Consider the following 23,298-nt stretch of genomic DNA (forward strand, 5'->3'; position numbering starts at 1 on the left):
GGATGAACATCACCACCTTTGCAAAACGCCTTTGCCTGCTTATTCCGCTATTCACCGCGCCTGCTGTATTCGCGGCTGAACAGATGACGCCATCTCCACCGCAATTGGCTGCCAAGGCTTACGTGCTGATGGACGCCAACAGCGGGAATGTCCTGGTTGAAAACAACGGCGACCAACGTCTTCCGCCAGCCAGTCTGACCAAGCTGATGACGGCTTACATCGCGACCCTGGAAATCCGTCGCGGCCAGATCGGCGAGAACGATCCTGTGACCATCAGCGAGAACGCCTGGCGTACAGGCGGTTCGCGGATGTTCATCAAGGTCGGCAGCCAGGTGACGGTCAGCGATCTGCTGCACGGCATCATTATTCAGTCCGGCAACGACGCCAGCGTGGCACTTTCGGAGCACATCGCCGGCAGCGAAGACGCGTTCGCCGACATGATGAACAAAACTGCGGGCGATCTTGGGATGGTTAACAGCCACTTCATGAACCCGACCGGCCTGCCAAACCCTGAGCACTACGCAACCGCTCATGACATGGCGATCCTGGCACGCGCGATCATCCATGAAGACCCGGCTCACTATGCGATCTACTCGCAGAAAGAGTTCTTCTGGAACGGCATCAAGCAACCTAACCGTAACCTGCTGCTGTGGCGCGACAAGACCGTTGACGGTCTGAAAACCGGCCACACCGAAGAAGCTGGCTACTGCATGGTGTCTTCGGCTGTACGTGACGGCATGCGCCTGATCGCAGTCGTCTTCGGCACTAACAGCGAGCAAGCGCGTGCTGCCGAGACCCAGAAGCTGCTGACCTACGGTTTCCGTTTCTTCGAAACCCAGAGCTTCTATCAGAAGGGCACTGAACTGGCTCAAGCGCCGGTCTGGAAGGGCACCGAGCGTCAAGTCAAAGCCGGTCTGGCTGAAGACCTGACCATGACCATGCCTAAAGGCGAAATGAAAAAGCTCGCCGCCAGCATGACCATGAACCCACAACTGGTTGCGCCGATCGCCAAAGGCGATGTCATCGGTAAAATCGAAGTAAAACTGGACGACAAGGTTGTGCACACTGCTAATCTGATCGCGCTGGACGCCGTCGATGAAGGTGGTATCTTCCGCCGCCTGTGGGATAGCATCCGCCTGTTCTTCTACGGCTTGTTCAACTGATTCATCGCTCCTTGTGCCCCTGCCGCCCTGCGCGGCGGGGAGCTGTCCGTTTTCTCGGCTTACGAGGCCGTTACTGCCATGACAGATACCGACGTTAAAGCACCAAAAATCGAATTCCCTTGTGCGGACTATCCCATCAAGGTCATCGGCGATACGGGTGTGGGCTTCAAGGACAAGATCATCGAGATCCTTGAGAAACACGCAACCGTGGATCACAACACTCTGGCCGAGCGCCAAAGCAGCAACGGTAAATACACCACCGTCCAGCTGCACATCATCGCGACCGGTCAAGACCAGCTCTACGACATCAACAGTGAACTGCGTGCCACAGGTTTTGTGCACATGGTGCTCTGATGACTGACAGCCTGGGCTTTCGCGACCTCGGATTGGTCGACTACGAGCCCACCTGGCAAGCCATGAAACGCTTCACCGATGACCGCGATCGCGAGGTTGGCGATGAAGTGTGGCTGGTGCAGCACCCGCCAGTCTTCACTCAAGGACAAGCCGGCAAGCCCGAACATTTGCTGCTGCCGGGAAACATTCCGGTGGTACAGGTCGATCGCGGCGGCCAAGTGACATATCATGGCCCGGGCCAGTTGGTGGCCTATCTGTTACTGGATGTGCGTCGCCTGGGCTTTGGTGTGCGTGATCTGGTCACCCGCATCGAACACACCCTGATCGCGCTGCTCGCCAGTTACGGCGTGGCAGCAGCGGCAAAAGCGGACGCACCGGGGGTTTATGTCGATGGGGCAAAGATTGCCTCATTAGGCCTTCGTATCCGCAATGGCTGTTCGTTTCATGGATTGGCGCTGAACGTCGACATGGATCTTGAGCCGTTTAAACGGATCAATCCCTGCGGTTATGCGGGGCTGGCAATGACCCAGCTGCGTGATCATGCAGGGCCGATTGAATTTGCCGAGGTTAGTGCCCGGCTGCGTGCGCAGCTCGTCAGACACCTCGACTACGCTGAGCAGACGACCCTCACGGGCGGAATCGATTGATATGACTACTGCGCATGACACGGCTGAGGCCGTTCAAACTGAAAACGCCGTCCAAACCCTGATCCCGACCGTCACGCTCAATGCGGGACGTCCGAAAGTGGAAGCCGGCGTCAAGCTGCGCGGCGCGGAAAAAGTCGCGCGTATCCCGGTAAAAATCATCCCGACGGTAGACCTGCCGAAAAAGCCGGACTGGATTCGCGTCCGTATCCCGGTCTCGCCAGAAGTCGACCGTGTCAAACAACTCCTGCGCAAACACAAGCTGCACAGCGTATGCGAAGAAGCGTCATGCCCGAACCTGGGCGAGTGCTTCTCCGGCGGCACCGCGACCTTCATGATCATGGGCGACATTTGCACCCGTCGCTGCCCGTTCTGCGACGTGGGTCATGGTCGTCCAAAGGCCCTGGATGCCGACGAGCCGAAAAACCTCGCCATCGCTATCGCCGACATGCGACTGAAGTATGTGGTGATCACCTCGGTCGACCGCGATGACCTGCGTGATGGCGGTGCTCAGCATTTCGCTGACTGCATCCGAGAAATTCGTGCCCTGTCGCCCAATGTGCAACTGGAAACGCTGGTGCCGGACTATCGGGGCCGCATGGACATTGCGCTGCAAATCACCGCCGCAACGCCACCGGATGTGTTCAACCACAACCTGGAAACCGTGCCTCGTTTGTACAAGGCCGCGCGCCCGGGTTCGGATTACCAGTGGTCGTTGACGCTGTTGAAGCGTTTCAAAGAGATGATGCCTCACGTTCCGACCAAATCCGGCTTGATGCTGGGCCTGGGCGAGACAGACGAAGAAGTCATCGAAGTGATGAAGCGGATGCGCGAGCACGATATCGACATGCTTACTCTTGGCCAGTATCTGCAGCCGTCGCGCAGCCACCTGCCGGTCGAGCGCTTCGTGCACCCGGACGTCTTCGCCTGGTTTGCCGAGGAAGGCTACAAGATGGGCTTCAAGAACGTCGCGTCCGGGCCTCTGGTACGTTCTTCGTACCACGCTGACGAACAGGCGAACCTGGTTAAGTCGATGCTGACAGCGGGCTGATAAACCACCGCTCTTTCAGCGCAAAAAAACGGGCCGGATAGTGATATCCGGCCCGTTTTCGTTGCTGTGAATTAAATACTTACCCTGTAGGAGCAAATTTATTCGCGAGACGTGGGTATGTCTGATCAATCCTCATCGTGCGCACCATCGATTCGCGAATAAATTCGCTCCTACAGGGGGCGCGCGTCCCCTACGGCTTGCGCAGGTTATCCAGCAACTCATGGGTCGGATAACCATCTGCCGGCCAGCCAAATGACTGCTGCGCGCTGCGGATCGCCTTGCGCGTATTGGCGCCGATGATGCCGTCTGGCGCGCCAGCGTCGTACTGTCTGGCCGAGAGCAGGGTTTGCAGTTCGATACGCTCAGATCGACTCAGAGGGCGGTCACTGCGCGGCCAGTCACCCAGCACGTAGCCGCCGCCGTTAAAACGCTCGGACAGCAGCCCGATGCCCAGTGCGTACGAAGAAGAGTTGTTGTACTTGAGAATGGCCCTGAAGTTATCCATCACCAAGAAAGCCGGGCCTTTGTAGCCGGCAGGCAGCAGCAAAGCGGCTTGCTGTTGCAGGAGATTGGCTGGCAACGCGGAGCCATTCGGCAACTTCAAGCCCAATTGCTGCCAGTCGGCAATGCTTTTGCGGGTTGACGCATCGGCGAGCGCGTAATCAAAGCCCTGCGCCAGTTGCACCTCGAAACCCCAAGGCTGACCTTTCTGCCAGCCTGAGCTCTGCAAGTAGTGCGCGGTCGAGGCCAGCGCGTCGCCCGGGTTGTTCCAGATGTCCCGGCGACCGTCGCCATCAAAATCCACGGCGTGGGTGTTGTAGGTCGTAGGAATGAACTGCGTCTGCCCCATGGCGCCCGCCCATGAACCGAGCATGCTCGGGGCATCGATGTCACCGTGCTGCAGAATTTGCAGGGCCGCGATCAGTTGATCCTGAGCGAACTGCGGACGCCGGCCTTCGTAGGCCAGGGTCGCCAGCGAGCGAATCACTGATTGCGTGCCCTGGAACTGCCCGAAGCTGCTTTCCATGCCCCACACCGCGACCAGTGCCTGACGATCAACCCCGTAGCGCTGCTCAATCTGTTGAAGCACTTCAGCGTATTGCGTCAGCAGCGCCTGGCCTTTGCGCACGCGCACTGCCGACATCGCGCCGTCCAGGTATTCCCACACCGGCCGACTGAATTCAGGCTGGCTGCGGTCGGCTTTGACCACGCTCATGTCTGGTGTCACGCCCGCGAAAGCCGTGTCGAAAACGTCCGGGCGGATGCCAGCACCCAGCGCCTGGGCACGGAATGTCGACTGCCATTCGGCAAACGTCATGGGCGGCTGCATTTCGAAATTGGTGTCATCAGGTTGCGCGACTGCGCTGGGAATACTTGGCGCCGTGTTGGCGACTTGAAGGGGTGTGGCAATCGCAGCGGTGGGTTGTTCGGCGCAGGCGACCAGGATGAGGAGGCTGGAAACAGTGATCAGTTGGCGCACATGCCAACGACGGGGAAAACTAAAGGGCATTCTTGGGTCCAGAGCGATAACCGTTAGGTGCAGACCTTAACATGCCTGCCCGCTGGACGGGGCTTCGCAGGTGTTAGCGGTCATTCAAGCCGCCATAACGGAAGAAGCCTCCCAGCTATTAGACTGGAAGGCTTCGCGGCGGTAGCTGCCTTTGCCCTTGACCGGTTGTTCCTGACGGCTGCGGAACAGTGGTTGGGCGATGATGGATTTGGCTTTGTTCGGCCGTTTTTTCGGCTTGCTCATGGCGAGTGCTCTCTGTGGGGTGGGTGCAGCGGGGGAGATGATCGGGCAGATTGGTGGGGGTGTCTAATTGATGTGCGCTATCGCGGATTCATTGCGAATGCATCGGCGATGATTCGGGCGTTGATGAATCTGGAGTCTGACATCAACCCTGTGGGAGCGGACCTGTCCGCGAAGGCTGCGTATCTACCGACAGAGGTTCATCGGCCGTACTGGCCTATTCGCGGACGGGTCCGCTCCCACGGGTTCAGTCTATTCAGACGGCAACGCCAATCGCTGTCCGGCCATCAGCAACGACAATCGACTCAAGCTGCTCCAGACCGAACCTGCCGCCTGGCCTTTGATCTGCGCATCGATGTGTTGCGCGTCCATCAGCAGTTGTCCCCAACGACTAGCCGAATGCCGTTGCAGCGCCTTGCTCATCAGCGGCTTGCGCTTGTCCCAGATTGGCGGGCGGGCCTGGCTGAACGCTTTGTCCAACGGTATTCCCTGGCTGAACTGCAGCGCCAGATTAGCCAGCACGCGCAGCTCACGCGATAAAGCCCAGAGGATGACCGGCGGCTCGACCCCTTCACCGCGCAAGCCTTCGAGCATGCGCAAGGCATGGGCGGCCTCGCCGTTGAGTATCGCGTCGGTAAGGCCGAACACATCAAACCGGGCACTATCGGCAACCGCCGCTTGCACCGTCTCGACCGTGATCTGACCTTCTTCGGCCATCAGCTTGAGCTTTTCGATTTCCTGCGCGGCCGCCAGCAAATTGCCTTCGACGCGGGCAGCGATCAGTTCCACCGCGTCCTGAGTCGCCGACAACCCGGCCTGTGACAAGCGCTGTCGAATCCATTGTGGCAACTGAGCGGCATCCACCGGCCAGATCTGCACGAACTGGGTCTGCGCACCTTCTACCAGTGCCTTGCCCCATTTGGTCTTCTGCGCGCTGCCATCGAGCTTGGGCAGGCTGATCAGCAGCAACGTGTCTTCAGCGGGCCGACCGCAGTATTCCAGAATGGCGGCAGCGCCTTTATCGCCTGGCTTGCCCGAGGGCAGACGCAGCTCCAGCAGACGACGCTCGGCGAACAGCGACATGCTGGCGCCCGCTTGCAACAGCGTGCCCCAGTCGAAGGAGGAATCAGCGCTGAACACTTGCCGCTCATCGAAGCCTTGCTGGCGGGCAGCGGCACGTATCGCATCACACGCTTCCTGACATTGCAGCGGATCATCACCGCTGACGATGTAGATGGGCGCCAGTGTGCCGTTAAGGTGTTTGCTGAGTTGGGCGGGGGCGAGTTTCATCAGTCGAAGAAGGACGGGGCTGGCGGACCAGCCCCGGCGCCTTTACTTGGTAGGGATCTGAATAGGCGATTGCTGAGGCGTCTCGTCGCGAATGCGCTGTGCGGCGGCTTCTGCGTCGGCCTGAGCCTTGGCAGCTGCTTCGGCTTTGGCTTGCAGTTCGTCCAGGTGCTCAGGCGTCAGTTGTTGCAGGCGAGCCATCAGCTTCTGAACGATATCGGTGCGCATTTCCTTGCGGATCTGATCGGCTTCCTGGTCTGAACCGATCAGGTTGTTGCCGTCATGCACGAAGGTTTTCTGCGACTGGACGCTGTCGTCCAACAGCAGCACATCCTTCACGCCATGGATTTCGTATTTCACGACGTTGGTCAGCTCATACTCGGCCGAACGTCCGGAACCTGCATAGCTAGCGGTGCGTTGAGTCTCGTCTTCGCGGACCAGGATCAGCTTGTACGGTGCGCCTGTGTAGACTTTCACGCCGCTGCTTTTGAGGACTTGGGTCAACTGGGTCACGACTTCGCCGTAGAGATTACGTGCGCTGACGTCCAGTTCCTTGATTTGCAGCGCCGTGGTGCCGGTACCACGCAGCTGGAAACCGCAGGCGCTCAGTAGCACGGCGAGGCCCATAACCAGCAGATTGCGTTTGATCATCTTGTTGCTCCCCTTGAAACCGTTTGGGTCGACGCTGCCGACCCTGGAAGTATTTTCAGCGCCCGGAATCGCCGGACGCCTGATCCAGTCAGCTGGCGACAATGTTCACCAGTTTGCCGGGCACGACGATCACTTTGCGGATCGTCAGGCCATCGACGAAACGCAGGACGTTTTCGTTGATCCGTGCAGCGGCCTCAATGTCTTCGCGGCTGGCGCTGGCTGGCATGTCGAGATGACCGCGCAGCTTGCCGTTAACCTGAATCACCAGTTGTAGCGTGTCCTGAACCAGTGCCGAGTCATCGACAACCGGCCAGCTGGCGTTAATCACCGGGTCTTTGTGGCCCAGCGAGCTCCACAGCTCATGGCTGATGTGCGGTGTGATCGGAGCCAGCAGCAGGGCGACCGTTTCCAGACCTTCCTGCAACAGCGCGCGATCCTGTGGCGTTGCTTGAGACGCTTTCTCCAGCACGTTCATCAGCGTCATGACCTGAGCGATCGCGGTGTTGAATTTGTGGTGCTGCCCGACGTCCTGACCGGCTTGCTTGATCGCCAGGTGAATCGACCGGCGTACGGCTTTCTGGTCATCGTTGAGAGAGGACTTGTCCAGCGCACCCGGCAGGCCTGCGGTGACGTGGGCTTGCGACAGGCGCCAGACGCGCTTGAGGAAACGGTGCGAGCCTTCGACGCCTGAGTCGGACCATTCCAGGCTCATGTCGGGCGGGGACGCGAACATCATGAACAGACGGCAGGTGTCAGCACCGTACTGGTCGATCATCGACTGCGGGTCAACGCCGTTGTTCTTGGACTTAGCCATCTTCTCGATGCCGCCGATCTCGACAGGCAAGCCGTCGGCGATCAGCTTGGCGCCGATGATCTTGGCCTTGGCATCGCGTTCGAACTCGACATCGGCCGGGTTGAACCATGTCTTGCTGCCGTTGGCTTCCAGACGATAGAACGTCTCGGCGACCACCATGCCTTGGGTCAGCAGGTTCTTGAACGGCTCGTTCGAAGTGACCAGGCCTTCGTCGCGCATCAGCTTGTGGAAGAAGCGCGCGTAAAGCAGGTGAAGAATCGCGTGTTCGATACCGCCGATGTATTGATCGACCGGCAACCAGTGGTTCGCCGCTTTCGGATCGACCATACCGCCTTCGTAATTGGGCGAGGCGTAGCGGGCGAAGTACCACGAGGACTCAACGAAGGTATCCATCGTGTCGGTTTCGCGCTTGGCCGGTGCGCCGCAGGTCGGGCAGCTGCATTCGTAGAATTCAGGCATGCGCGCCAGTGGTGAACCGGCGCCGTCAGGTACGACGTCTTCAGGCAGCTTTACTGGCAATTGGTCTTCCGGAACCGGCACGTCGCCGCATACGTCGCAGTGCACGATCGGGATCGGGCAGCCCCAGTAGCGCTGACGGCTGATGCCCCAGTCGCGCAGACGAAATTGCGTGCGGGACTTGCCCAGCTCTTTTTTGATCAGTGCCGCTTCAATGGCGTCGAACGCGCCCGCAAAGTCCAGACCGTCGAATTCGCCGGAATTGATCAACTGGCCGTGTTCGCCATAAGCGTCCTGCCAAGGCGCGTGCGTTTCATCGCCAGCGCTGGTACGCACTACCGGTTTGATCGGCAGGCTGTATTTGGTCGCGAACTCGAAATCACGCTCATCGTGAGCAGGCACTGCCATGACCGCGCCGTCGCCGTAATGCATCAGCACGTAGTTGGCGACCCACACCGGCAGCTTCTCGCCGGTCAGCGGGTGCTCGACGAACAGAGGCGTCGGCAGGCCTTTCTTCTCTTGAGTGGCGACGTCAGCTTCAGCGACGCTGCCGCTTTTGCATTCGTGAATGAATGCTTGCAGCTCGGCAGCCTCGTCAGCGGCCATGTGCTCAAGGGCGAGGGCCGCGAGCGGGTGCTCGGCGGCGACGGCCACGTAGGTAGCGCCCATCAGGGTGTCGGGGCGCGTGGTGAAGACTTTCAGTGCGCCGGCTTCGCCGATGGACGCCTGATCGTACGGGAACTGCACTTCCATCCCGCGCGACTTGCCGATCCAGTTGCGCTGCATGGTCTTGACCTGCTCAGGCCAGCCCGGCAGTTCGTCGAGGCTCTCCAGCAGTTCATCCGCGTAGGCGGTGATCTTGAAGTAGTACATCGGGATTTCGCGTTTTTCGATCAGCGCGCCCGAACGCCAGCCTCGGCCGTCGATCACTTGCTCGTTGGCCAGGACGGTCTGGTCGACCGGGTCCCAGTTCACGGTGCCGTTCTTGCGGTAGATCACACCTTTCTGGAACAGGCGCGTGAACAGCCATTGTTCCCAGCGGTAGTAATCAGGTTTGCAGGTGGTGATTTCGCGCGACCAGTCGATCGCCAGACCCAGGCTCTTGAGCTGGTTCTTCATGTAGGCGATGTTTTCGTAAGTCCACTTTGCCGGCGCGACGTTGTTTTTCATCGCCGCGTTTTCGGCTGGCATGCCGAACGCGTCCCAGCCCATTGGCTGCAGGACGTTCTTGCCTTGCATGCGTTGATAGCGGGCGATCACGTCACCGATGGTGTAGTTGCGCACGTGACCCATGTGTAGCTTGCCGCTGGGGTAAGGGAACATCGACAGGCAGTAATAAGTGTCCTTGCCTGGCTGTTCACTGACTTCAAAAGACTTTTGCTCGTCCCAGAAGGTCTGGGCGGCGGCTTCGATTTCGCGGGGCTGATAGAGTTCGTGCATGGCTACTTTTAACTGAGATTGGTGACCCTTGATCCCTTCGCTGCATTGCCCGGTCACAATGGCGTCGCTTGCCGGGCTTGTTGGCGGGGCCGCGCGATGCGTTCGTGCTCAGGTGAGCGGAAGTGGAATGACAGGAAGCGCCGTAGCATACATGAGGGCTCCATACCGAGGGAAACCCTCTTTGTGCCCGCAACCGCGCTCTGCCGCCGTTTGTCGCTACACCGCGCCGGTTCGTTCAGCCCCGCTAAGCTCAATGACGAGGGTTAGGGTTTATCTTCAGTGAGGTGAACGGATGACAGAGCTGCAGCACACGGCAACACAACCTGATTTGTACGAGCGTTTGATCGATCGTCTTGGGTTAGCTCTCGAGATGGCGAAAACAGCAGTTCGGCTTCGTAACGAGCACCCCGCGGAACTGGAGTTGCGTGGGCTGAGCTACGCCGAGGTTCAATTTATCGAGGCGTACCTGGATAGAAACGAAGTCGCGGTTGAACTGGCAACACATGCACGCAAGGGCAATTCGAATACTTCTCGGGAGCTTGCCGAGTCGGTATCGGCGTCGCGTCCATTGGCCAAGGTTATCTGGCTCAAGGATCAAAAGCGCGCCAGCGTATCGTCGAAGTTGAGTCGCTACAGTTCCAGTAAACATTTCAAGCGTTAGCCCAGTGGGCATCAGGCCCGCCTTTTTAAGCATTGTTGCTTAGCGTCAATCCTTCTAGGCTTCGAGCATCTTCTGGAGATGCTCGATGCCTTTTCGCTATTTCTTCAAAACCCTTCTGCTGCCCCCTGGTCTTTTCTTGCTGCTGATTGTTCTGGCGTGCGTGCTGCGTCGGTCACGTCCACGTGTGTCGGCTGTGTGTTTTGTGTTCGGCCTTGGCGGACTCTGGGCGATCAGCATGCCAGTGGTGGTTGAGTGGATGGCGCGGGGTATCGAGCCAAATGCACCTATGCATCAAAGCGAGTGGGCGACGTTGGCTCAGCGCGCGGACGCGATTGTGGTTCTAGGCTCCGGGCGCGAACACAACGATCCGAGTTGGGGTGGCGACATTCCAACCGGGGTGGCACTTGAGCGGATGCGTTACGCGGCGCGCATGTCCAAAGCTTCGGGCTTGCCGATTCTGGTGACGGGTGGGCTGCACTACGGCGAACCGCCGAGCGAGGCGGCGATCATGGCTGAATCCCTGCAGAACGATTTCGGCGTGACCGCGCGTTGGCAAGAAGGCCTGAGCCGCACAACTTGGGAAAACGCCACGATGACAGCGGCGATGTTGCTGCCTCAGGGGATCAAACGTGTGGTGGTGGTTACGCAAGCCTGGCATATGCCGCGCTCAGTCTGGAGCTTCGAAAAGGCAGGTTTCACCGTCATTGCCGCGCCGGTGGGTTTCCTGGGCGTGGACAATGCCCGGCCGTTTGGTGGCTGGTTACCTGAAGGCCAGGCAATAACCCAGAGCGGGCAGTTGCTTAATGAGGCGGCGGGACTGCTGATGTATCCGCTGTTTTACTGATTAAAGTCGCTGCAGAACCTGTAGGAGCGAACTTGTTCGCGAGACGGATTATCTGGCACTCAGAGAATCGCTTCGCCAACAAGTTGGCTCCTACAGTCATGTCAAACGGTCTTAGCAATCCGGCTGGCGATCAACGCCCAACCCACCAGCACTAACGACAGAATGATCAAAGGCCATGAGCGCCAGTGCAGGTACGGCGTCAGGTTCTGCATCGGCGTCACCTCGCCATACATCACCCCGCGCTGGAACTGGGGGATGGTGGTGGTGATTTTGCCGAATGGATCGATCAATGCAGAAACGCCGTTGTTGGTCGCGCGGATCATCCAGCGACCGGCTTCAAGCGCACGCATCTGCGCCATCTGCAAATGCTGCAACGGGCCAATCGAGGTGCCGAACCAGGTGTCGTTGCTCACCGTTAGCAACAGATCGCTCTGCGCGGACAAGCCCGCCGCGAACTCCGGGTACACCACTTCGTAACAGATAAACGGGGCGATCTGGTAGCCCTTCGCTTGCAGCAGCGACTGATCCGCCGGGCCGCGGGCGAAGTCTGACATCGGCAGATTGAAGAAGCTGATCAACCCGCGCAGCACCTCCTGCAGCGGCACGTACTCGCCAAACGGCACCAGCTTCTGTTTCATGTAAGTGCCGTCGCCCTGGCCTGCGACAGTAATCGCGTTGTAGTAGCGATATTCGCCACGGCCGCTTAACTCACGCAAGGGAATACCCGTGATGAAGGCTGAATTGCGGTCGGCGGCGAACTTGCCCATCACCGACAAGTAACCTTCTACCGATTCTTTGAGCACCGGTATCGCAGTTTCCGGCCAGATGATCAGATCGGTGCGTTTGGAGGTGAAGGTCATGTCGCGGTACAGGGCCAGCTGCGCATTGAGTGCAGCCGGGTCCCACTTCATGCTCTGCTCGACGTTGCCCTGAAAGGCCGCAACGCTGAGGGGCGCGCCAGAAGGTGCCGTCCACGCGTGCTGCTTGAGAGACAGACCAATCACCCAAGGCGCCAACAGCAGAACCACCCCGGCAGCCAAAAACGATTTGCGCGCGCGCAGTCGATGAAGGTTGCACAGCAGTGCAGCCGTCAGCGCCAGCGAGAAAGAAATCAGCCACATGCCGCCGACTGGGGCGAGCCCTTGCAGCGGACCATCAAGTTGGCTGTAGCCCGAGTAGAGCCAAGGGAAGCCTGTCAGGAACCAGCCGCGAAACATCTCCTGGCCAAACCACAGCGCAGCAAAGGCCAGGGCGTCGGCCAACGGTGCTTCGTTGCGCCGAATCCAGCGAGCCCACAACCAGGCGGGCAGGGCGAAGAAAAAAGCCACCGAGGCGCAGAACAGCACCATGAGGAAGGCTGCCAGCCAGACTGGTGCTTCGCCATACGTGTGAATACTGACGTAGATCCAGCTGGTGCCGCCGCCAAACAGGCCAAATCCGTAGGACCAGCCGCGCCACAGCGTCTGACGCGGGGTCAGATCACGCAGCCCGAGATAGAAAACCACCAGCGCGACAATCGCCAGTGGCCAGATATCGAACGGCGCCAGGGCCAGAGTGATAAGCGCGCCGGCCACCATGGCCAGCAAGTTACCGGGCCAGCCGGGGCGGGTGATCCAGCGCATTTACATTCCTTAGTCCGGGATAGGGCGCCCGGAAACGACAGTACGCAAGCAGGTTACGAGCGGGACAAAGGGCTCAGTCGCAGCAAATGAATTCGACGGCTGTCGGCATTCAGAATGCGGAAACGATATGCGCCGATTTCGGTGATCTCATTACGCTTTGGCAGATGCCCAAACGCGTTCATCACCAGGCCGCCGACGGTATCGAACTCGTCATCGGAGAACTCGCTGTCGAAGAACTCGTTGAAGCTCTCGATCGGCGTCAGCGCCTTGACCAGAAAGTCGCCACTGGGCAACGGCTTGATGTAGCTGTCTTCCTCGACGTCGTGTTCGTCTTCGATGTCGCCGACGATCTGCTCAAGCACGTCTTCGATGGTCACCAGACCGGCCACGCCGCCGTACTCGTCAATGACGATGGCCATGTGGTTGTGATTGGCGCGGAACTCACGCAACAGCACGTTCAAGCGCTTGGATTCAGGCACGAACGTGGCCGGGCGTAGCAGGTTCTTGACGTCGCTGTTCTCGCCGTTTTCCTTGAGGATGAGCGGCAACAGGTCTTTGGCGAGCAATACCCCGAGCACGTCGTCATGGCTTTCGCCGATCACTGGATAGCGTGAGTGAGCGGAATCGATCACCGCTGGCAAGAATTCACGAGGGCTTTGGCTGGCCCGGATACTGATCATCTGCGAACGCGGCACCATGATGTCGCGAACCTGTAGGTCAGCGACCTGAATCGCGCCTTCGACGATGGCCAGCGCTTCACTGTCCAGCAGCTTGTTTTGATGGGCTTCGCGCAGCAGCTCAAGCAGCTCCTGGCGGTTTTTCGGCTCATGGGCAAATGCCTGGGTCAGTTTACCCAACCATGACTTTTGCCCGTTGCTCGATCGGTCTTCGCTCATAGCCCTTACTCGTGTTCCTTTGCGGGTGTTTCTGAATGGGGGGAGTCGACGCTTTCATCGTCGGCGTATGGATCGGGGTAGCCCAGCTCTGCAAGCAACGTTTGTTCCAGCGCTTCCATTTCTTCGGCTTCGTCATCGTCGATGTGATCGTAGCCCAACAAATGCAGACAGCCATGAATCACCAGGTGCGCCCAGTGCGCGTCCAGCGTTTTGCCCTGTTCGGCCGCCTCGCGAACCACCACTGGAACGCAAATGACCAGATCGCCCAGCAGCGGGATATCCAGCATCTCGTCTGGGACATCAGCCGGGAACGACAGAACGTTGGTTGCGTAATCTTTGTGCCGCCACGTGCTGTTCAGCTCGCGGCCTTCGGCCTCATCAACCAGGCGAATGGTCAACTCCGAATCGGCTGTGCGCTGGCGCAGACCCAGTTCACACCAAAGGCGGAACTGGGCTTCGCTTGGCGCATTCGCCTCACTGGCGACTTGCAGGTCCAGCTCAAGCATCGCGGCGGGTTTCCCGTGGCGAGTCGATTCGTCCGTTGGACTGGTCGTTGAAGCGATCCTCGTAGCGCTCATAGGCCTCGACGATGCGCTGCACCAACGGATGGCGCACGACGTCTTTGGGCTTGAAGTGGGTAAAGCTGATGCCTGGCACGTCCTTGAGCACGTCAATGACATGAATCAGTCCGGATTTCGTGCCTTTGGGCAGGTCGATCTGGGTGATGTCACCGGTGATCACGGCAGTGGAGCCAAAGCCGATACGGGTCAGGAACATCTTCATCTGCTCAACGGTGGTGTTCTGGCTCTCGTCGAGGATGATGAAGCTGTTATTGAGCGTGCGACCACGCATGTAAGCGAGCGGCGCCACTTCGATGACTTGCTTTTCGAGCAGTTTGGCAACGTATTCAAAGCCGAGCATCTCGTACAGCGCGTCATAGAGCGGGCGCAGGTACGGGTCGATCTTTTGCGCGAGGTCGCCGGGCAGGAAGCCGAGTTTTTCACCTGCTTCAACCGCCGGACGTACCAGCAGGATGCGCCGGATCTGCTCGCGCTCCAGTGCATCAACGGCTGCAGCGACGGCCAGGTAAGTCTTGCCTGTGCCCGCTGGGCCGATGCCGAAGTTGATGTCGTTGCTGAGGATTTCCTTCACGTACTTTTGCTGATTCAAGCCGCGAGGGCGAATCATGCCTTTTTTAGTACGCAGGGCAACGCCGACTTCAGCCGCAGGGTGGTTATCTAGCTCTTCTACGCCGGATTCCTGCAGGAACAGATGAACCATGTCCGGCGACAGTTCGGTACTTTTGGTTTCCCGATACAGCCGGCGCAGAAGGTTTTCCGCTGAAGTGGTTTTGGTGCGCTCGCCAATCATTTCGAACTGGTTTCCGCGGTTGCGGATTTCGATGTCCAGGCGTTGTTCGATCAGGCGCAAGTGCTCGTCGAATTGCCCGCACAGATTTGCGAAGCGGCGTGCCTCAAAGGATTCGAGGGTGAAACGATGTGGTTCTATGGGTGCGTTCAAGGTCGTTTTAGGCCGCCCGACGGCAATTAAGGTGAACCGAAGGATAACCCCTGTGGAGTTCCTTCGAAAGGGCTCACTTACTAATGGTGTTGTGAGTTCTGGCGCACGCACTCTGTAGGAGCGAATTCATTCGCGAAGCGGCCGTCCTGGCAACGCGAAAAGTCGGGCTCGCCAACAAGTTGGCTCCTACAGAGAGGGGGCGTGCACTTTATTGCAACAACGAACCGCGCAGCGAGTGCGGCTGGGCGTCGTCGATGTGAACGTCGGCGAACTGGCCGATCAGCTTCGCGTCGGCGCAGCGGAAATTGACGATGCGGTTGTTCTCGGTCCGGCCCTGCAACTCGCCAGGGTCCTTCTTCGAGTAATCAGTCACCAGAATTCGCTGGGTGCTCCCCACCATTTGTCGGCTGATCTCGTAGCCCTGTTGATTCAAGCGATGTTGCAAGGCCGCCAGACGCTCTTTTTTCAAGGCTTCCGGTGTTTCGTCGTTAAGGTCTGCGGCGGGGGTGCCAGGACGAGGGCTGTAGACGAACGAGAAGGAAAAGTCGAACCCGACGTCCTCGATCAGCTTCATGGTCTGGTCGAAGTCCTTCTCGGTTTCACCCGGAAAGCCGACGATAAAGTCCGAACTGATGCTGATGCCTGGCACAGCTGCGCGCAGTTTGCGCAGCTTGGACTTGTATTCGAGCGCAGTGTGATTGCGCTTCATGGCCGAGAGAATCCGGTCTGAGCCAGATTGCACCGGTAGATGCAGGTGTTTGACCAGCTCCGGCACATCGGCGTGCGCCTGAATGAGGCTGTCGGAAAACTCCAGCGGGTGCGAGGTGGTGTAGCGAATGCGCTCGATGCCGTCGATGGCAGCGACGACCCGAATCAGTTCCGCCAGGTCCGCCACACGCCCGTCATGGGTCGCGCCGCGATAGCCATTGACGTTCTGGCCGAGCAACGTCACTTCACGCACGCCGTTTTCCGCCAGATGGAAGACCTCGGTGATCACGTCATCGAATGGCCGGCTGACTTCTTCGCCGCGGGTGTAAGGCACCACGCAGAACGTGCAGTACTTGCTGCAGCCTTCCATCACCGATACATACGCGCTCGGGCCGTCGACACGAGGCTCGGGCAGGTGATCGAATTTTTCGATTTCAGGGAACGACACGTCAACCTGCGGCAGCTTGGTCAAGCGCGCGGCGTCGATCATTTCCGGCAAGCGGTGCAGGGTTTGCGGGCCGAAAACCACATCGACGTAGGGTGCGCGGTCACGAATGGCCGCGCCTTCCTGGCTGGCGACGCAACCGCCGACGGCGATCACCATCTCCGGGTTGGCGAGTTTGAGTTCACGCCAGCGGCCAAGCTGGGAGTAGACGCGATCTTGGGCTCGCTCTCGGATCGAGCAAGTGTTAAGCAGGATGACATCGGCATCTTCCGCGCGAGCGGTGACTTCCAGGGCTTGATGTTCGCCCAGCAGATCGACCATGCGCGAGCTGTCGTACTCGTTCATCTGGCAACCGTGGGTTTCGATGTAAAGCTTCTTGGCCATGCGTGTTCATCAGGTGATTCAAAGAACCGCGCATTATAGGGATGAGGGCTCAGGGTTCCTAGCGTCGTCTAACGAGCGGCGTGCTATAGTTCGCGCCCTTTTCAAACCGCCGATCATTACCTGCCTGTTATGACCAAACGCGAAGCTCCAATTTACAAGGTGATTTTTCTCAACCAGGGACAGGTGTTCGAAATGTACGCCAAGCAGATCTATCAGAGTGATCTGTGGGGTTTTCTGGAAGTAGAGGAATTCGTCTTTGGCGAGCGCACCACCGTGGTGGTCGATCCGAGCGAAGAAAAACTCAAGGCTCAATTCGATGGTGTCGTGCGCAGCTTCGTGCCGATGCATTCGATCGTGCGTATCGATGAAGTCGAACGCATGGGCACCGCCAAGATCAGCGAAGCGCGGCACACCGGGAACGTCATGCCGTTTCCTATGCCGATGCCGGACAAGTAAGCCCGATCAGGGTTTGACGGTGGTGTCAGGGAAGGGCGCAAATGGCGTGCGACCTTCAGCCGTTTGCAACTCCAGCAAGTATTTGCGGAAGATCTGACCCAATACCTGAGTCGCCACTTCGAGGTCTTCCTTCTTCATCTGCGCGGACACTTCGTCAGCCTGATCCAATGCGTCTTCGGACCCGTTGACCGCCGCCATCTTCAAGACGATATAAGCCTGAATGTTGTTGGCTTGTACGCCTTCGCCGCGGAAGAACATTAATCCGAGTTGATACTGCGCCTGGGCATGCCCTTGCAGCGATGCCTGTTCGAAGTAATTAAGGGCCTGGGTCAAGTCCCGGGGCGCGTTTTTGCCGTCGTAATAGAACTCGCCCAACTCGTATTGCGCCTGTGCATCCCCGCCTTGCGCCGCCTGCTGACAAGCCAACAACGCGGCTGGCAGGTTGTCTGGCTGGGTATTGAGGGTGCAACGACCCACCGCTGGGATCAACAACGAGTTGCCACCTGCATTCGCCAGCAGGGGATGAAGGAGCAACAGGCAGCCCAATGCAAGGGTGCGGCCGGTGCGGTTCATGGAAGTCGACTTACCTCTGAAAAAGGTGCGGGCATGCCCGTCCAGCGAAACGTGCTGGCTGCGCATTATGAAATAACCAGTGCCAACCTTACAAAGTCTTTACTGACTTTCTGCTGCGCGGGCTTGAATCACCTGTATTCAGGGGGTCAAGTCGTGGGGCCGATTTAAATTTCAGCAAGATATTTGCGTGATTGAAAGATATTCAGTGTCCGCCTGACAAATTTGCTCGATAGACGCCCCGACCTGTAGGCGCTGCCGAAGGCTGCGATTGCGGTGTGTCATGAGAAACGCATCGCAGCCTTCGGCAGCTCCTACAGGTCATGCAGCGGCTGAGCTATTTGAGTTGCGCAAACGCCTTCTCGGCCGCATCCAGCGTCAGCTGCAACTCAGCGTCGCCATGGGCGATCGATGTGAAGCCTGCTTCAAACGCGCTCGGCGCAAGGTACACGCCGCCTTCGAGCATCAAGTGGAAGAAGCGCTTGAAGCGATCGGCGTCGCTGGTCATTACGTCCTGAAACGTCACGATCTCTTTGGCGTCGCTAAAATACAGACCAAACATGCCGCCCGCCTGGGTAGTCACAAAGGCGATACCAGCGGCATCGGCCAGTGCCTGCAAGCCCTTGAGCAGGCGCGCGGTGTAATCGGTCAGTTCATCATGGAAGCCCGGACGGCTGATCAAGCGAAGCGTAGTCAGGCCAGCCGCCATGGCCAGCGGGTTACCCGACAGCGTACCGGCCTGATACACCGGGCCCAGCGGTGCGATGTGCGACATGATCTCGCGCTTGCCGCCGAAACAACCCACCGGCATACCACCGCCGATGATCTTGCCGAAGGTGCTCAGATCAGGTTTGACGTTGTAGTACGCCTGCGCGCCGCCCAGTGCTACGCGGAAACCTGTCATCACTTCATCGAAAATCAGCACTACGCCATGCTTGTCGCATTCCTCGCGCAGGCCCTGAAGAAAGCCCGGCGCCGGTGGCACGCAGTTCATGTTGCCGGCAACGGGTTCGACGATGATGCACGCCACTTCCTGCCCGACCTCAGACAGCATCACTTTCACCGCTTCAAGGTCGTTGAACGGCAGTGTCAGCGTGTGTTTGGCGAAGTCAGCCGGCACGCCTGGCGAACTCGGCACGCCCAGGGTCAGCGCGCCGGAGCCGGCCTTGACCAGCAGGCTGTCGGAGTGGCCGTGGTAGCAGCCTTCGAATTTGATGATGCTGTCGCGGCCAGTGAAACCTCGGGCAAGGCGAATCGCGCTCATGGTCGCTTCGGTGCCGGAGCTGACCATGCGCACCATTTCCATCGATGGCACGATGGAGCAGACCAGATCAGCCATCTCGGTTTCCATGGCGGTCGGTGCGCCATAAGACAAACCGTGTTCAAGCTGCTTGCGCACCGCGTCCAGCACGTCAGGGTGGCTGTGACCCAGGATCATCGGGCCCCAGGAGCCTACGTAATCGACATAACGCTTGTCGTCTTCATCGGTGACGTAAGCGCCGGCCGCGTGCTTGAAAAACAGCGGCGTGCCGCCGACGCTCTTGAAAGCACGAACGGGCGAATTGACGCCGCCTGGGATGTGTTTCTGGGCGTTGGCGAACAGCATTTCAGAACGGGACATGATCGGTCTCTGTTTGAATCGAAAAAAAGGTGTGCGTGATCAGCCTGAGGTGAGTCAGGCTGATTTGAACAAATCGTTGAAGGCGCGGGCGCGGCGCGTGACTTCTTGGGTGCTGTCGGCGCCGAACAAGCCATGCACTACCGCCAGCAAATCAGCGCCGTGGGCAACCAGCGGGCCTGCGTTTTCCAGGGTGATGCCACCAATGACGGCAATCGGCAGATGAATCCGCTTGCGGGCTTCGGCCAGCATTTCAAGGCTGCACGTCGGTGCGCCGGGTTTGGTGTTGGAATTGAAGAAACGCCCAAACGCCACATACGTCGCGCCGTCAGCTTTGGCCTTTTCCGCCAGTTCCGGCTGCGCATGGCAGGTCGCGCCGACAATGGCTTTGTGTCCGAGCAGCGCACGGGCATCCGGCAACGAGCCATCGGTTTGCCCCAAATGCACGCCAACACCCAGGCGGGCCGCCACTTCGGCATCGTCGTTGATGATCAAACGGGTCTTGTATTGCTCGCACAATTTGAGCAGCTCTGAGGCTTCGCGCAGGCGGCGGTTTTCGTCGCCAGATTTGTCGCGGTATTGCAGCAGCGTCACACCGCCATCAAGGGCCGCTTTGACGTAAGGCAGAAATTTACCAGCCAGCAGCTGGCTGTCGGTAACGGCATAAAGGCCACGTAGTTTCATCGATGGAACCTCTTTGCGGGGCGTTACGAACAAAAATCCAGCGGCAAACGGCGCGGCACGAACTGACCTTTGCCCAGTTGTTCTGCGTCGCGCAGCGTGCGCCAAGTGTAGTCGAGCGCAAATTGCACAGCGCTGACCAACTCCTGGCCCAGGGCTAGCCGTCCGGCCAATGCGCTGGCCAGTGTGCAGCCGGAACCGTGATAACTGCCCGGCAGGCGTTGGCAAGTGAAGGTGTGGGTCTGGCCGTTGCGCAGGTAGAGGCGGTTATGGACTTCCTGCTCATCGCCGTGGCCGCCGGTAATCAGCAAGTGCTCACAGAATGGCAGCAGTTTCGCGGCACATTCATCGGCTGTGCCTTCGGGCAGTTCAGCGAGAATTCGCGCTTCGGGCAAGTTGGGCGTAGCGATGGTGGCCAAGGGCAGCAGGCGTTCGCGCATGGCGTAACCCACTTCATCCTTGCCCAGCCTTCCGCCGCCGCCGGCCCGTAACACCGGGTCGCACACCAGTGGCAAATGCGGATGGGCCTCAAGCAGTTCGACGACGGCATCGACCATCTCCAGCGAGCCGAGCATGCCCAGCTTTACCGCCGCGACGGTGGAGTCGTTGAGTACGGCATTGGCCTGGGCCAGCACCCACTCACGGTCCAGCACACGGAAGTCGGTGACGTTCACGGTGTCCTGGACAGTCAGGGCGGTGATGGCCGGGGCGGCGTGACAACCCTGGGCGAGCAGGGCTTCGATATCTGCCTGCAAGCCGGCGCCACCACTGGGGTCGTGACCGGATAGACAGAGGACAACAGGGCGGGAGCTATAGATATTCATGGTGCGCGAGCTTACCACTAAAGCTTTTGCCGGGCCGCTGGTCCGCGTGGGATTTTTCTCGCTGTGCAATCGGATTTGGAAAACGATCACGTAAGACGGTTCAGGTTTTGCATTGCACCGAAAGGCGACAGAAAGCTGGCGATGCGATCATTAATGATGGTGTCGTCTGGCTATCAGTCGATATCCTGTTCGGTTTAATCCGTCTGAAAGAGTGACTGCAAGTGCGTTGCCCGCTAAACACTCCGCGTTTTTTTCTGATTATGTTGTTGGCCTGGCTGCCGGTGGTGGCCTGGGCTGTGGATTTTGATGAAAACACTCGCAGCCTGCCCCTCGGGCGCGCCGTGCAGGTACTTGAAGACTCAACCGGCGAAGCGACCATTGACGATGTCACGGGCGGTGCGCTGGCCGACAATTTCCGTCATTTGGAAACCGCGTCCCTTAATGCCGGTTATTCCAGATCGGCATTCTGGCTCAAGGTGGTTTTGAACTATCGCCCGGTTGATCCTGACGCTGTACCTGACTGGCTGCTTGAGCTGGCTTATCCACCGATGGACCACGTCGATCTTTACCTGCCCGATGAGTCCGGACGACTGAGTCTGGCGTGGCAAACAGGCGACATGCTGCCGTTTTCCAGTCGTCAGATTAAACAGAACAACTACCTGTTCGATCTGAGCATGAAGCCCAATCAGCCACAGACGGTATACCTGCGCGTCGCCAGCCACGGTTCTATTCAGGCACCGCTGATTCTGTGGTCCAGCCACGCCTACATCGAGGATCAGCCGGGGCGTTTGTATATTCTCGGGATCATCTACGGCGTGCTCGCGGGCATGCTGGCGTACAACCTGTTCATCTTTCTCAGCATCCGCGATCCCAGCTACCTCTATTACATCCTCTACATCACCTGCTTTGGCCTCTATCAGCTGTCTGTCAATGGCGCAGGTATCGAGTTCTTGTGGCCAGACAACCCGTGGTGGGCCAACGTATCGACCACCTTCCTGATCGCGGCGGCGATTTTGTTTGCCAGTCAGTTCTCCCGAACGCTGTTGCAGACGCCCAGACTTGGGCGCTGGCTGGATGTGCCGCTGGTGCTGATGATGATCTGCGCGGGCGCAATCATGGCGCTGTCGCTGGTCACCGACTACGGCTTGGCATTGCGGATGGTGACCGGGCTGGTTCTGGTGTTTACGCTGGTGGTGTTCTTTATCGGCATCGTTGCCGGGCTCAAGGGGCAGCGGGTCGCGCGTTATTTTATCCTCGCCTGGTCAGCTTTTTTGCTGGGCGGGGCGATCAACGCCACCATGTTGTTGGGCTTTTTGCCGAATACGTTTCTGACGATGTATGCCAGCCAGATCGGCTCGGTCATTGAAGTCACCTTGCTGTCCCTGGCTTTGGCCGACCGCATCAACAGCATGCGCGATCAGCAAGAGAAGATTACCGCTCAGGCCAGTCGCGATCTGGCTTTGCTTAACCAGCAACTGGCGATCAGCAACCGCTTGAAGGATGAATTCCTCGCCACCCTGACCCATGAACTGCGCACGCCCATGAACGGGGTGATCGGCTCGCTGGAACTGATGCAGATGGAGGGGACGCAAGAGGACATCGAGCTGTATCGCCAGACAGCCTCCGACTCGGCGCAAAACATGATGGGCATCGTCAACGGCATTCTGACCCTGACGGAGTTGCAAGCCGGACGGATTAAGGCGAGCAATGAAATGTTCAGCCTGCGCCATGTGTTATTTCAGGTGCGCAGCAGTCATGAGCCACAGGCCCGGGAGAAGGGCCTGACCATGAGCGTTGAAGTGGATGAAGCGATGCCCGACAGTTTGATGGGCGACGCGGCCAAATTGCGACAGTGCATGGAGTGCCTGTTGGACAACGCCGTTAAATTCACCTCGTCCGGGACAGTCAAAATCAGGGTGTCCGGCCAATACGCGTACGCTCAGCATGTGCGTTTGCTGATCGATGTGATCGACACCGGCATTGGTTTCATTCGGCTCGATGAAGCGACGCTGTATCAAACTTTCTTTCAGGTCGACGGTTCGATGACCCGAGAGTACGGCGGGCTGGGGATTGGCCTGGCGATTTGTCGACAATTGATCGAACTGCAAGGCGGTCGCTTGAGCCATCAATCCGAGCCTGGGGCGGGGAGTCAGTTTCGCTTGAGTCTGGATGTGTTGCGGGCCAAGTGAGTTCCGAACTCGCAAGTTCTGCAGGGGCGCAGTTGCCCGCGATGGCGTTGTGTCAGATGCATCGCATCGCAGCCTCGCGTTGCTCGGCAGCTCCTACAAGGGCATCGGCCATTCTGTAGGAGCTGCCGAGCAACGCGAGGCTGCGATCAGTTCTCGCTGACACCGGGAAGCTACGGCAAAAACGCCGTCGATTCGTCGTCTATGGCGCTTTTTATCGGGGCAGGTGCGTGATTCACTGATCCGCATCTGCGCGATTGCCGCGCGCTGAC

22 protein-coding genes are annotated in these 23,298 nt (G+C 58.8%); 8 read left to right on the forward strand and 14 right to left on the reverse strand.

Annotated features, from left to right (window positions below; translation table 11 throughout):
• The first annotated feature begins 2 nt into the window (after nt 1–2).
• The 4 genes from ACWKWM_RS08775 (at nt 3) to lipA (ending at nt 3,212) form a co-directional block, all read left to right on the forward strand.
• On the forward strand, nt 3–1,163 hold the full coding sequence (locus tag ACWKWM_RS08775; RefSeq protein ID WP_483836333.1) for a D-alanyl-D-alanine carboxypeptidase family protein: 1,161 nt from the start codon (nt 3–5) through the stop codon (nt 1,161–1,163).
• Nucleotides 1,164–1,241: 78 nt separating this feature from the next.
• Nucleotides 1,242–1,517: a DUF493 domain-containing protein gene (locus ACWKWM_RS08780; RefSeq protein ID WP_268799432.1), complete on the forward strand. Its 276-nt coding sequence runs from the start codon at nt 1,242–1,244 to the stop codon at nt 1,515–1,517.
• Nucleotides 1,517–2,164 carry a lipoyl(octanoyl) transferase LipB gene (gene lipB, locus ACWKWM_RS08785; protein ID WP_483845760.1) on the forward strand — a complete coding sequence of 216 codons (648 nt, stop codon included), beginning with the start codon at nt 1,517–1,519 and terminating at the stop codon, nt 2,162–2,164. The genes ACWKWM_RS08780 and lipB overlap by 1 nt, the downstream gene beginning before the upstream one ends.
• A gap of 1 nt (nt 2,165) precedes the next feature.
• Nucleotides 2,166–3,212 (forward strand): lipoyl synthase, encoded by a 1,047-nt coding sequence (lipA, locus tag ACWKWM_RS08790; RefSeq protein ID WP_483845761.1) that lies wholly within the window; start codon nt 2,166–2,168, stop codon nt 3,210–3,212.
• 190 nt (nt 3,213–3,402) lie between these two features.
• On the opposite strand, the gene ACWKWM_RS08795 is transcribed toward lipA, so the two are convergent.
• The 5 genes from ACWKWM_RS08795 to leuS form a co-directional block, all read right to left on the reverse strand.
• Nucleotides 3,403–4,722: a lytic murein transglycosylase gene (locus ACWKWM_RS08795; RefSeq protein WP_483845762.1), complete on the reverse strand. Its 1,320-nt coding sequence runs from the start codon at nt 4,720–4,722 to the stop codon at nt 3,403–3,405.
• An 84-nt stretch (nt 4,723–4,806) separates the two neighbouring features.
• Entirely contained in the window at nt 4,807–4,965 is a 159-nt protein-coding gene (gene arfA / locus ACWKWM_RS08800; protein ID WP_268799436.1) for an alternative ribosome rescue factor ArfA, read from the reverse strand.
• Nucleotides 4,966–5,214: 249 nt separating this feature from the next.
• Nucleotides 5,215–6,252, reverse strand: a complete 1,038-nt coding sequence (gene holA / locus ACWKWM_RS08805) for a DNA polymerase III subunit delta (RefSeq protein WP_483845763.1) — start codon at nt 6,250–6,252, stop codon at nt 5,215–5,217.
• A gap of 42 nt (nt 6,253–6,294) precedes the next feature.
• Nucleotides 6,295–6,900 carry an LPS-assembly lipoprotein LptE gene (locus tag ACWKWM_RS08810; RefSeq protein WP_483845764.1) on the reverse strand — a complete coding sequence of 202 codons (606 nt, stop codon included), beginning with the start codon at nt 6,898–6,900 and terminating at the stop codon, nt 6,295–6,297.
• Nucleotides 6,901–6,988: 88 nt separating this feature from the next.
• A complete protein-coding gene (leuS, locus tag ACWKWM_RS08815; RefSeq protein WP_483845765.1) occupies nt 6,989–9,610 on the reverse strand; it encodes a leucine--tRNA ligase in 2,622 nt (873 codons plus the stop codon).
• A gap of 292 nt (nt 9,611–9,902) precedes the next feature.
• Between leuS and ACWKWM_RS08820 the strand changes: the two genes are divergently transcribed.
• Both ACWKWM_RS08820 and ACWKWM_RS08825 read left to right on the forward strand, forming a co-directional pair.
• Entirely contained in the window at nt 9,903–10,271 is a 369-nt protein-coding gene (locus ACWKWM_RS08820) for a hypothetical protein (RefSeq protein WP_483845766.1), read from the forward strand.
• Nucleotides 10,272–10,356: 85 nt separating this feature from the next.
• A complete protein-coding gene (locus tag ACWKWM_RS08825; RefSeq protein WP_483845767.1) occupies nt 10,357–11,115 on the forward strand; it encodes a YdcF family protein in 759 nt (252 codons plus the stop codon).
• Between the two features lie 101 nt (nt 11,116–11,216).
• On the opposite strand, the gene lnt is transcribed toward ACWKWM_RS08825, so the two are convergent.
• The 5 genes from lnt to miaB all read right to left on the reverse strand — a co-directional run bounded on the left by lnt (nt 11,217) and on the right by miaB (nt 16,691).
• The gene (gene lnt / locus ACWKWM_RS08830; protein WP_483845768.1) at nt 11,217–12,737 is read right to left on the reverse strand and encodes an apolipoprotein N-acyltransferase; all 1,521 of its coding nucleotides are present in this window, start codon (nt 12,735–12,737) and stop codon (nt 11,217–11,219) included.
• A gap of 53 nt (nt 12,738–12,790) precedes the next feature.
• Nucleotides 12,791–13,633: an HlyC/CorC family transporter gene (locus ACWKWM_RS08835; RefSeq protein WP_483845769.1), complete on the reverse strand. Its 843-nt coding sequence runs from the start codon at nt 13,631–13,633 to the stop codon at nt 12,791–12,793.
• Between the two features lie 5 nt (nt 13,634–13,638).
• Nucleotides 13,639–14,139 carry an rRNA maturation RNase YbeY gene (gene ybeY / locus ACWKWM_RS08840; protein ID WP_483845770.1) on the reverse strand — a complete coding sequence of 167 codons (501 nt, stop codon included), beginning with the start codon at nt 14,137–14,139 and terminating at the stop codon, nt 13,639–13,641.
• Nucleotides 14,132–15,154, reverse strand: a complete 1,023-nt coding sequence (locus tag ACWKWM_RS08845; protein WP_483845771.1) for a PhoH family protein — start codon at nt 15,152–15,154, stop codon at nt 14,132–14,134. The genes ybeY and ACWKWM_RS08845 overlap by 8 nt, the downstream gene beginning before the upstream one ends.
• Before the next feature lie 208 nt (nt 15,155–15,362).
• The gene (miaB, locus tag ACWKWM_RS08850) at nt 15,363–16,691 is read right to left on the reverse strand and encodes a tRNA (N6-isopentenyl adenosine(37)-C2)-methylthiotransferase MiaB (protein WP_483845772.1); all 1,329 of its coding nucleotides are present in this window, start codon (nt 16,689–16,691) and stop codon (nt 15,363–15,365) included.
• A gap of 129 nt (nt 16,692–16,820) precedes the next feature.
• Between miaB and ACWKWM_RS08855 the strand changes: the two genes are divergently transcribed.
• Nucleotides 16,821–17,147: a DUF1820 family protein gene (locus ACWKWM_RS08855; protein WP_037018011.1), complete on the forward strand. Its 327-nt coding sequence runs from the start codon at nt 16,821–16,823 to the stop codon at nt 17,145–17,147.
• A gap of 6 nt (nt 17,148–17,153) precedes the next feature.
• Here the strand turns inward: ACWKWM_RS08855 and ACWKWM_RS08860 are convergent, their stop codons facing one another.
• From ACWKWM_RS08860 to ACWKWM_RS08875, 4 genes are all read right to left on the reverse strand, one after another.
• Nucleotides 17,154–17,720, reverse strand: coding sequence for a tetratricopeptide repeat protein (locus tag ACWKWM_RS08860; protein ID WP_483836413.1), 567 nt, complete (start codon nt 17,718–17,720; stop codon nt 17,154–17,156).
• 334 nt (nt 17,721–18,054) lie between these two features.
• The gene (gene hemL, locus ACWKWM_RS08865; RefSeq protein WP_483845773.1) at nt 18,055–19,338 is read right to left on the reverse strand and encodes a glutamate-1-semialdehyde 2,1-aminomutase; all 1,284 of its coding nucleotides are present in this window, start codon (nt 19,336–19,338) and stop codon (nt 18,055–18,057) included.
• A 54-nt stretch (nt 19,339–19,392) separates the two neighbouring features.
• Entirely contained in the window at nt 19,393–20,019 is a 627-nt protein-coding gene (gene thiE, locus ACWKWM_RS08870) for a thiamine phosphate synthase (protein ID WP_483845774.1), read from the reverse strand.
• A 23-nt stretch (nt 20,020–20,042) separates the two neighbouring features.
• The gene (locus ACWKWM_RS08875; RefSeq protein WP_483845775.1) at nt 20,043–20,840 is read right to left on the reverse strand and encodes a hydroxymethylpyrimidine/phosphomethylpyrimidine kinase; all 798 of its coding nucleotides are present in this window, start codon (nt 20,838–20,840) and stop codon (nt 20,043–20,045) included.
• A 260-nt stretch (nt 20,841–21,100) separates the two neighbouring features.
• On the opposite strand from ACWKWM_RS08875, the gene ACWKWM_RS08880 reads away from it, so the two are divergent.
• Nucleotides 21,101–23,029 carry a sensor histidine kinase gene (locus tag ACWKWM_RS08880; RefSeq protein ID WP_483845836.1) on the forward strand — a complete coding sequence of 643 codons (1,929 nt, stop codon included), beginning with the start codon at nt 21,101–21,103 and terminating at the stop codon, nt 23,027–23,029.
• Nucleotides 23,030–23,298 lie beyond the last annotated feature (269 nt).

The sequence above is a fragment of the Pseudomonas rosaeacicularis genome, from assembly GCF_057128745.1.

Excerpts from the sequence above, each read along its gene's own strand:
- ACWKWM_RS08775 (WP_483836333.1), top strand. The coding sequence starts at position 3 with ATGAACATCACCACCTTTGCAAAACGCCTTTGCCTGCTTATTCCGCTA.
- ACWKWM_RS08780 (WP_268799432.1), top strand. The coding sequence starts at position 1,242 with ATGACAGATACCGACGTTAAAGCACCAAAAATCGAATTCCCTTGTGCG.
- lipB (WP_483845760.1), top strand. The coding sequence starts at position 1,517 with ATGACTGACAGCCTGGGCTTTCGCGACCTCGGATTGGTCGACTACGAG.
- lipA (WP_483845761.1), top strand. The coding sequence starts at position 2,166 with ATGACTACTGCGCATGACACGGCTGAGGCCGTTCAAACTGAAAACGCC.
- ACWKWM_RS08795 (WP_483845762.1), bottom strand. The coding sequence starts at position 4,722 with ATGCCCTTTAGTTTTCCCCGTCGTTGGCATGTGCGCCAACTGATCACT.
- arfA (WP_268799436.1), bottom strand. The coding sequence starts at position 4,965 with ATGAGCAAGCCGAAAAAACGGCCGAACAAAGCCAAATCCATCATCGCC.
- holA (WP_483845763.1), bottom strand. The coding sequence starts at position 6,252 with ATGAAACTCGCCCCCGCCCAACTCAGCAAACACCTTAACGGCACACTG.
- ACWKWM_RS08810 (WP_483845764.1), bottom strand. The coding sequence starts at position 6,900 with ATGATCAAACGCAATCTGCTGGTTATGGGCCTCGCCGTGCTACTGAGC.
- leuS (WP_483845765.1), bottom strand. The coding sequence starts at position 9,610 with ATGCACGAACTCTATCAGCCCCGCGAAATCGAAGCCGCCGCCCAGACC.
- ACWKWM_RS08820 (WP_483845766.1), top strand. The coding sequence starts at position 9,903 with ATGACAGAGCTGCAGCACACGGCAACACAACCTGATTTGTACGAGCGT.
- ACWKWM_RS08825 (WP_483845767.1), top strand. The coding sequence starts at position 10,357 with ATGCCTTTTCGCTATTTCTTCAAAACCCTTCTGCTGCCCCCTGGTCTT.
- lnt (WP_483845768.1), bottom strand. The coding sequence starts at position 12,737 with ATGCGCTGGATCACCCGCCCCGGCTGGCCCGGTAACTTGCTGGCCATG.
- ACWKWM_RS08835 (WP_483845769.1), bottom strand. The coding sequence starts at position 13,633 with ATGAGCGAAGACCGATCGAGCAACGGGCAAAAGTCATGGTTGGGTAAA.
- ybeY (WP_483845770.1), bottom strand. The coding sequence starts at position 14,139 with ATGCTTGAGCTGGACCTGCAAGTCGCCAGTGAGGCGAATGCGCCAAGC.
- miaB (WP_483845772.1), bottom strand. The coding sequence starts at position 16,691 with ATGGCCAAGAAGCTTTACATCGAAACCCACGGTTGCCAGATGAACGAG.
- ACWKWM_RS08855 (WP_037018011.1), top strand. The coding sequence starts at position 16,821 with ATGACCAAACGCGAAGCTCCAATTTACAAGGTGATTTTTCTCAACCAG.
- ACWKWM_RS08860 (WP_483836413.1), bottom strand. The coding sequence starts at position 17,720 with ATGAACCGCACCGGCCGCACCCTTGCATTGGGCTGCCTGTTGCTCCTT.
- hemL (WP_483845773.1), bottom strand. The coding sequence starts at position 19,338 with ATGTCCCGTTCTGAAATGCTGTTCGCCAACGCCCAGAAACACATCCCA.
- thiE (WP_483845774.1), bottom strand. The coding sequence starts at position 20,019 with ATGAAACTACGTGGCCTTTATGCCGTTACCGACAGCCAGCTGCTGGCT.
- ACWKWM_RS08875 (WP_483845775.1), bottom strand. The coding sequence starts at position 20,840 with ATGAATATCTATAGCTCCCGCCCTGTTGTCCTCTGTCTATCCGGTCAC.
- ACWKWM_RS08880 (WP_483845836.1), top strand. The coding sequence starts at position 21,101 with ATGTTGTTGGCCTGGCTGCCGGTGGTGGCCTGGGCTGTGGATTTTGAT.